We start from the raw sequence: 6942 nt of genomic DNA, 5'->3' as shown, positions 1-6942 counted from the left end.
GGGCTTTTCCAAAGTGAGCCGCTGTAAGAGCGGAACCATAAGTCGCCGTTACCGCAGCAACGGATATGCTCACCAACCCAACCCCATCATTGACCATCCCCCAAGCACTGCGTAGCCTTGCACCCTCGAGGTTCTCCAGCCCAGGCCGGAGCTAAGAAGGGAACGCGGTCCAAGCCGCGGCTGCCCCCGCAACTGTAAAGGGTTCAGTTGACTGCCACGCCACTGCCAACAAGGCGGGAAGGCGCAGCCAGCGCCGGTCGCAAGACCCGCACGCCCCAAGCCAGGAGACCTGCCTCGCAACCGATTTTCAATTCAACCGGGCGGGGTGATCCGGTGACGAAATCCGCTGCTGCGCGCCGTCGCAGGGCCTATCGTCCCGTATGCCCGCCCCCAAGGGCATCCGATGAAAACACTGGCCAAACTCCCCGTCACCATCGTTACCGGCTTCCTCGGCTCGGGCAAAACCACCTTGCTGCGCCACATGCTCGACAACGCCCAGGGCCGTCGCATTGCGGTAATCGTCAACGAATTCGGCGAGCTGGGCATCGACGGTGAAATCCTCAAGCAGTGCTCCATCGGTTGCACCGAAGAAGAAGCCAACGGCCGCGTCTACGAGTTGGCCAACGGCTGCCTGTGCTGCACCGTGCAGGAAGAGTTCTTCCCGGTGATGCGCGAACTGGTCGCCCGTCGCGGTGACCTCGACCACATCCTCATCGAAACCTCGGGCCTGGCCCTGCCAAAACCCTTGGTACAAGCCTTCCAGTGGCCGGAAATCCGCAGTGCCTGCACCGTTGACGCGGTGATCACTGTGGTCGACAGCCCGGCCGTGGCGGCGGGCACCTTCGCCGCCTTCCCGGACCAGGTCGACGCCCAGCGCAAACTGGACCCGAACCTGGACCACGAGTCGCCGCTGCACGAGTTGTTCGCCGACCAACTGGCCAGCGCCGACCTGGTGATCCTCAACAAAACCGACCTGATCAACCCGGAAGACCTGGCCCGCGTGCGCCTGGAAGTCGCTGAAGAGTTGCCGCCTGCGGTGAAGATCATCGAAGCCAGCAGCGGTCGCTTGCCACTGGACGTGCTGATCGGCCTGGGTGCCGGCTCCGAAGAGCACATCGACGGTCGCCACAGCCATCACGATCATCACCACGAAGGTGAGGACGACGATCACGACCACGACGCTTTCGATTCCATTTCCATCGACCTGCCGCAAGCCGACGAAGCCCTGCTGCTCGACGCCCTGACCCAGCTGGTGGTGCAACACGGCATCCTGCGCGTCAAAGGTTTCGCGACCATCCCGAACAAGCCGATGCGCCTGCTGATCCAGGGCGTGGGTACGCGTTTCGACAAGCACTTCGACCGTGCCTGGAGCGCTGACGAAGCGCGCATCACGCGCCTGGTGCTGATCGGTCAGGACCTCGACGCCGCTGGCCTCGAAGCGCAACTGCGCGCCGCCCTCAGCGTCTGACCCATGCACCTGCTCAGGACCCAGCCCGGTGGTTTCGTCTCGGACGACAATATTGCCGACCTTGGCCAAACCCCCGCTGACCTGGTGATCCTGTGCAGCGGTGATTCCAGCCTGGCCTTGCTGGCCGAAGCGGCCCAGCAATTGCCCGACGACTACCCCAGCTTCCGCTTGGCCAACCCGATGCAGGTGCAGAACCATGCGTCGGTCGACCTGTACGTCGATGAAGTGCTGCGCCACGCCAAGGTCATCCTGATTTCATTGCACGGCGGCATTGGTTATTGGCGTTACGGCATCGAGCGTCTGGTGGAGTTGGCCGAGCGCGGCGTGCAGCTGATTCTGGTGCCGGGGGACGATCGCCCGGACCCGGAACTCAGCAGCCTGAGTACGGTAAACGCCGAAAGCCGCGACCGCCTGTGGCATTTCCTGCGCCAGGGCGGCCTGGGCAACGCGCTGGACTTCTATCGCTGCCTGGCCAGCGCTTACCTGGGCCGCGACTACGCCTGGGCCGAGCCGCAAACCTTGCCACGCACGGCGATTTATCACCCGCATAAAGCCAACCCGCGCCTGAACGACTGGCTGGCGGATTGGAACCCCGAGTGGCCGGTGGCGGCAGTGCTGTTTTACCGCTCGCATTTGCAGGCGGCCAATACGGGTTTTATCGATGTGTTCTGCCAACGCTTACAGGCGGCGGGCCTAAACCCGCTGCCGATTGCGCTGGCCAGTTTGAAAGAACCCGGCTGCCTGACGGTGGTCGAGGACCTGCTGGATGAAGTGGGCGCGGCGGTGATTTTGAACACCACCGGCTTTGCCCAATCCAGCCCCGAAGCGCCGCATTTGCGGCCGTTTCGCCGCAATATCCCGGTGATCCAGGCGATTTGCGCCCAGGATAACGAGCCCGGCTGGCAGGCCAGCGAACAAGGCCTGGGCCCGCGCGACCTGGCGATGCACATTGCCTTGCCGGAGCTGGACGGGCGCATCATCAGCCGGCCGATCAGTTTCAAGGACCTGGCCTGGCGCAGCGAGCGCAGCCAGTCCGATGTGGTGTGCTACCGCGCGGCGCCTGAACGCATGGATTTTGTCGCCGAGCTGGCACGGCGTTGGGTCGAGCTGGCGCGGGTGCCGAATGCTGACAAGCGTATCGCGCTGATCCTCGCCAATTACCCGACCCGCGACGGCCGTATCGGCAACGGCGTGGGCCTGGATACGCCAGCGGCTGCGCTGAATATCCTGCGTGCGCTGCAAGCCGAAGGCTATCCACTGCCGAACGTGCTGCCCGAGAGCGGCACTGCGCTGATTCACGATTTGCTCGGCGGCGTCTCCAACGACCTCGACAGCCTCGACCTGCGCCCCTGCCATCAAAGCCTGAGCCTGGACGACTACGAGGCGATGTTCAGCCGCCTGCCTGAAGCCAACCGCCAAGCTGTTTTGGCGCGATGGGGCGCGCCGCAGAACGACCCGATGTTCCGCGACGGTCGCATGATGATCGCCGGCCTGCGCCTGGGCCTGACCTTTATCGGCATCCAGCCGGCGCGTGGCTATCAAGTGGACGCCAGCGCCGTCTATCACGACCCGGACCTGGTGCCGCCTCACGCCTACCTGGCGTTTTACTTCTGGCTGCGCCACACCTACGGCGCCCACGGCGTGATCCATGTGGGCAAGCACGGTAACCTTGAATGGCTACCTGGCAAGGGCGTGGGCCTGTCGGAAAACTGCTGGCCCGATGCGTTGCTGGGGCCGTTGCCGAATATCTACCCGTTCATCGTCAACGACCCGGGCGAGGGCGCCCAGGCCAAGCGGCGCACCCAGGCGGTGATCATCGACCACCTGATGCCACCGCTGACCCGCGCCGAGACCTACGGGCCGTTGCGCAACCTGGAGTTGCTGGCGGACGAATATTACGAAGCACAGTTGCTCGACCCGCGCCGCGCCCTGGAACTGCAGAAAGACATCCTCAAGCTGGTGCGCGAAACCCGCATCGACCAGGAGCTTGAGCTGGACAGCGACGCGGACGCCGCCGTCTGGCTGCCGCGCCTGGACACTTACCTGTGTGACTTGAAGGAGTCGCAGATCCGCGACGGCCTGCATGTTTTCGGCGAGTCGCCCGAAGGTCGCCTGCGTATCGACACCTTGTTGGCCTTGTTGCGTATCCCACGTGGCGACGGACGCGGCCCGCAATCGAGCCTGCTGCGGGTGCTGGCCAAGGCATTCGACCTCGGCTTTGATCCGTTGGACTGCGCCTTGGCCGAACCCTGGACCGGGCGCCGTCCCATGGTGTTGCAGAAGATCGACCCACAGTTGTGGCGCACCGCGGGCGACACCCGTGAGCGTTTGGAACTGTACGCCGCGCGGTTGATCGAGCAGGCACTGGAAGGGCCGCTGGAACAGCTGGAAGAACCCGGCTGGGAAGACGTGAAGGCGGTGATCGAGAGCCTGCGCATCGTCGTCGCGCCGCGCCTGGATGCCTGCGGCCCGGCCGAAATGCGCGGCTTGCTCGATGCGTTATCCGGCCGTTTTGTACCCGCAGGGCCGAGTGGCGCCCCCAGTCGTGGGCGCCTGGATGTGCTGCCCACCGGTCGCAACTTCTTCACCGTCGACGTGCGCAACCTGCCCACCACGACGGCATGGCGCATTGGTTTCCAGTCCGCCAACCTGATTCTTGAACGTCACCTGCAAGACCATGGTGACCACCTGCGTCAGCTGGGCTTGTCAGTGTGGGGCACCGCCACCATGCGCACCGGCGGCGACGATATCGCCCAGGCCATGGCGCTGATGGGCGTACGCCCGGTGTGGGCCACGGGCAGCCAGCGGGTGGATGACTTCGAGATTTTGCCGATCAGCCTGCTGGACCGTCCGCGTGTCGACGTGACCTTGCGTGTGTCGGGGTTCTTCCGCGATGCGTTTGCCAACCTGATCCGCCTGTTCGATGCGGCGGTGCAGGCGGTGGCCGCACTGGATGAGCCGGACGATATGAACCCGCTGGCCGCCAAAGTGCGCAGTGAGCGGGAGGCGTTGCGTGTGTCTGGCCTGGACGATGAAACCGCTGCCAAGCAAGCCGGATGGCGCATCTTTGGTGCCAAACCCGGTGCCTATGGCGCTGGCGTGCAGGGCGCGGTCGATGGTCGCCTGTGGCAAACCCGTGAAGACCTGGCCGAGGTCTACCTCAATTGGGGCGGCTACGCCTATGGCGGTGCCGACGAAGGCACGGCTGCCCGTGAGCAATTCGCCCAGCGTCTGAGCCAGGTTCAGGCCGTTTTGCAGAACCAGGACAACCGCGAGCATGACCTGCTCGACTCCAACGACTACTACCAATTCCAGGGCGGCATGCTCGCCGCCGTGGAAACCCTGAGCGGCGACAAGGCCGCCAGTTATCATGGCGATCACAGCCAACCCGACTTGCCGAAGATCCGCACCTTGAAGGAAGAGCTGAACCGGGTGATCCGCTCCCGCGCCGCCAACCCCAAGTGGATCGAAGGCGTGAAGCGCCATGGCTATAAAGGCGCGTTTGAAATGGCCGCCACCGTGGACAACCTGTTCGCGTTCGACGCCACCACCGCGCTGATCGACGATCATCAATACGCGTTGCTTGCCGACGCCTACCTGCTGGACCCTGACACCCGGGCCTTTGTGCAACAGCACAACCCCGATGCCCTGCGCGACATGACCGAGCGCATGCTCGAAGCTCAGCAGCGCGGCCTGTGGCAGGAGCCCGGGGCTTACAAGGACGCGTTGGAAAACCTGTTGCTGGATATAGAAGAAGACAGCTGATGACTGATATGCCGCATTTTCCGCTGTCCGCCGTGGTCGGCGCCGACGACTTGAAACTGGCGCTGTGCCTGACCGCCATCGACCCGAAGATCGGCGGTGTGCTGATCGAAGGCCCGCGCGGGATGGCCAAGTCCACCTTGGCGCGTGGGTTGGCAGACCTGCTGGCCAGCGGGCAGTTTGTGACCTTGCCGTTGGGTGCTACCGAAGAGCGCTTGGTCGGCACGTTGGACCTGGACGCAGCCCTCGGCGAAGGCCGTGCGCAGTTTTCCCCCGGCGTGCTGGCCAAGGCCGACGGTGGCATGTTGTACGTCGATGAAGTCAACCTGCTGCCCGACCACCTGGTGGACCTGCTGCTCGACGTGGCCGCCAGTGGCACCAACCTGATCGAACGCGACGGCATTTCGCACCGCCATTCGGCGCGGTTTGTGCTGATCGGCACCATGAACCCGGAGGAGGGCGAGTTGCGCCCGCAACTGCTCGATCGCTTCGGCTTCAATGTGGCGTTGAGCGGGCAGACCTTGCCGGCCGAGCGGGGGCAGATCATCCGCCGCCGCCTGGATTTCGACAGTGACCCCGTGGCGTTCCTTGCACGCTGGGCCGCAGAACAGGCCGTACTGCGTGAGCGTTGCACCCAGGCGCGGGCGCGACTCGACAGCATTGCGCTGGATGATGAGGCGTTGGCGCAGATCACCAAGCGCTGTTTCGCGGCCGGTGTCGATGGCCTGCGTGCGGACCTGGTGTGGTTGCGCGGCGCGAGGGCCCATGCGGCATGGCGTGGCGCAGGTGCCATCGCTGAAGAGGATATCGAAGCGGTCGCCGAGTTTGCCCTGCGCCATCGTCGGCAGGTGCAGACGCCACCGGCGAGCCCGCCGAGCGAAGGGCAATCGCCCAAGCCCTCCGACACCTCGCCGGGCCAAGGTCAGGGCCAATGGGGCGACATGCCCGCGCCGGCCCTGCCCACAGGCGCACGCCGCGAAGTCCCCACCTGGCCAAAAAAGCCCTAGGCATTCGCCCTCGACCTGACGCGGGGGCGGATGCCCGGCCCAAGGCAGGGCGAGTGGAGAGAGGCAGGCACGGCAAGGCACACAGCGCCAGGCAGGGCTCGATCAACTGGCCCGGCACCTTGCTGGGCGGCCGCCCGCAATCGCGAGAGGATTTGCTGTTTCACCTGCGCAGCCGGGCAGCCCATGAGCTGTGGCTGGTGATTGTTGATGCGTCTGCGTCTACTCGGCGCCACCGAGCACTGACCGATGCCAAAGGCTTGTTGGCCCAACTGTTTGATGACGCCTACCGCCAGCGGGCGCGCATGGCGTTGTTGACGGCCAGCGGGCACGCGCCGAAATGGCAGGTGCAGGGGTTGAAGGCGGCGAAGGGGTTGGCGGGGTGGCTGGATCAACTAGGCGCGGGCGGTGGTACACCGTTACTGGAAGCGCTGACCGAGGCCGGGCATTGGTTGGCGGTGCGGCGTAAGCGGTATCCGACTGAGCAACAGAAATTGCTGGTGATCACCGACGGGCGCCTCAAGGATATTGCCGAGTTGCCTCATCTGGAATGCTCAGGGGTTCTGGTCGATATCGAGCGCGGGCCGATTCGCCTGGGCCGGGCCCAGGCGTTGGCAGCCGGGTTGCGCCTGGATTATCAGCATATCGACACCCTGTAGGAGCCGGCTTGCCGGCGATGGCTGCCTTGAGGTTTTGCGTAGCTATCAA

The 6942-nt window shown here is 64.8% G+C and carries 4 protein-coding genes and 1 riboswitch; all 4 genes read left to right on the top strand.

Annotation, left to right across the window (positions count from 1 at the left end; genetic code table 11):
- Window positions 1-111: 111 nt before the first annotated feature.
- Window positions 112-312, top strand: a riboswitch (cobalamin riboswitch).
- Between the two features lie 91 nt (window positions 313-403).
- Genes cobW through HX792_RS20365 form a run of 4 tightly spaced genes read left to right on the top strand, consistent with a single transcriptional unit; the run spans window position 404 to window position 6893 of the window.
- Window positions 404-1468 (top strand): cobalamin biosynthesis protein CobW, encoded by a 1065-nt coding sequence (gene cobW, locus HX792_RS20380; protein WP_176997786.1) that lies wholly within the window; start codon window positions 404-406, stop codon window positions 1466-1468.
- Window positions 1469-1471: 3 nt separating this feature from the next.
- Window positions 1472-5233, top strand: coding sequence for a cobaltochelatase subunit CobN (gene cobN / locus HX792_RS20375; protein WP_176997785.1), 3762 nt, complete (start codon window positions 1472-1474; stop codon window positions 5231-5233).
- A complete protein-coding gene (locus HX792_RS20370; RefSeq protein WP_176997784.1) occupies window positions 5233-6237 on the top strand; it encodes an ATP-binding protein in 1005 nt (334 codons plus the stop codon). Before cobN ends, HX792_RS20370 begins: the two co-directional genes overlap by 1 nt.
- 53 nt (window positions 6238-6290) lie before the next feature.
- Complete coding sequence (locus tag HX792_RS20365) at window positions 6291-6893, top strand: VWA domain-containing protein (RefSeq protein ID WP_371319375.1); 603 nt, start codon at window positions 6291-6293, stop codon at window positions 6891-6893.
- Window positions 6894-6942: the final 49 nt, after the last annotated feature.

The organism is Pseudomonas sp. B6002 (assembly GCF_013385985.1).
Lineage (GTDB): Bacteria > Pseudomonadota > Gammaproteobacteria > Pseudomonadales > Pseudomonadaceae > Aquipseudomonas.
The sequence above is the reverse complement of the archived record's forward strand: the minus strand, read 5'-3'. Positions and strand labels throughout refer to the sequence as shown.

Coding starts and splice junctions, on each gene's coding strand:
- cobW (WP_176997786.1), top strand. CDS start 404: ATGAAAACACTGGCCAAACTCCCCGTCACCATCGTTACCGGCTTCCTC.
- cobN (WP_176997785.1), top strand. CDS start 1,472: ATGCACCTGCTCAGGACCCAGCCCGGTGGTTTCGTCTCGGACGACAAT.
- HX792_RS20370 (WP_176997784.1), top strand. CDS start 5,233: ATGACTGATATGCCGCATTTTCCGCTGTCCGCCGTGGTCGGCGCCGAC.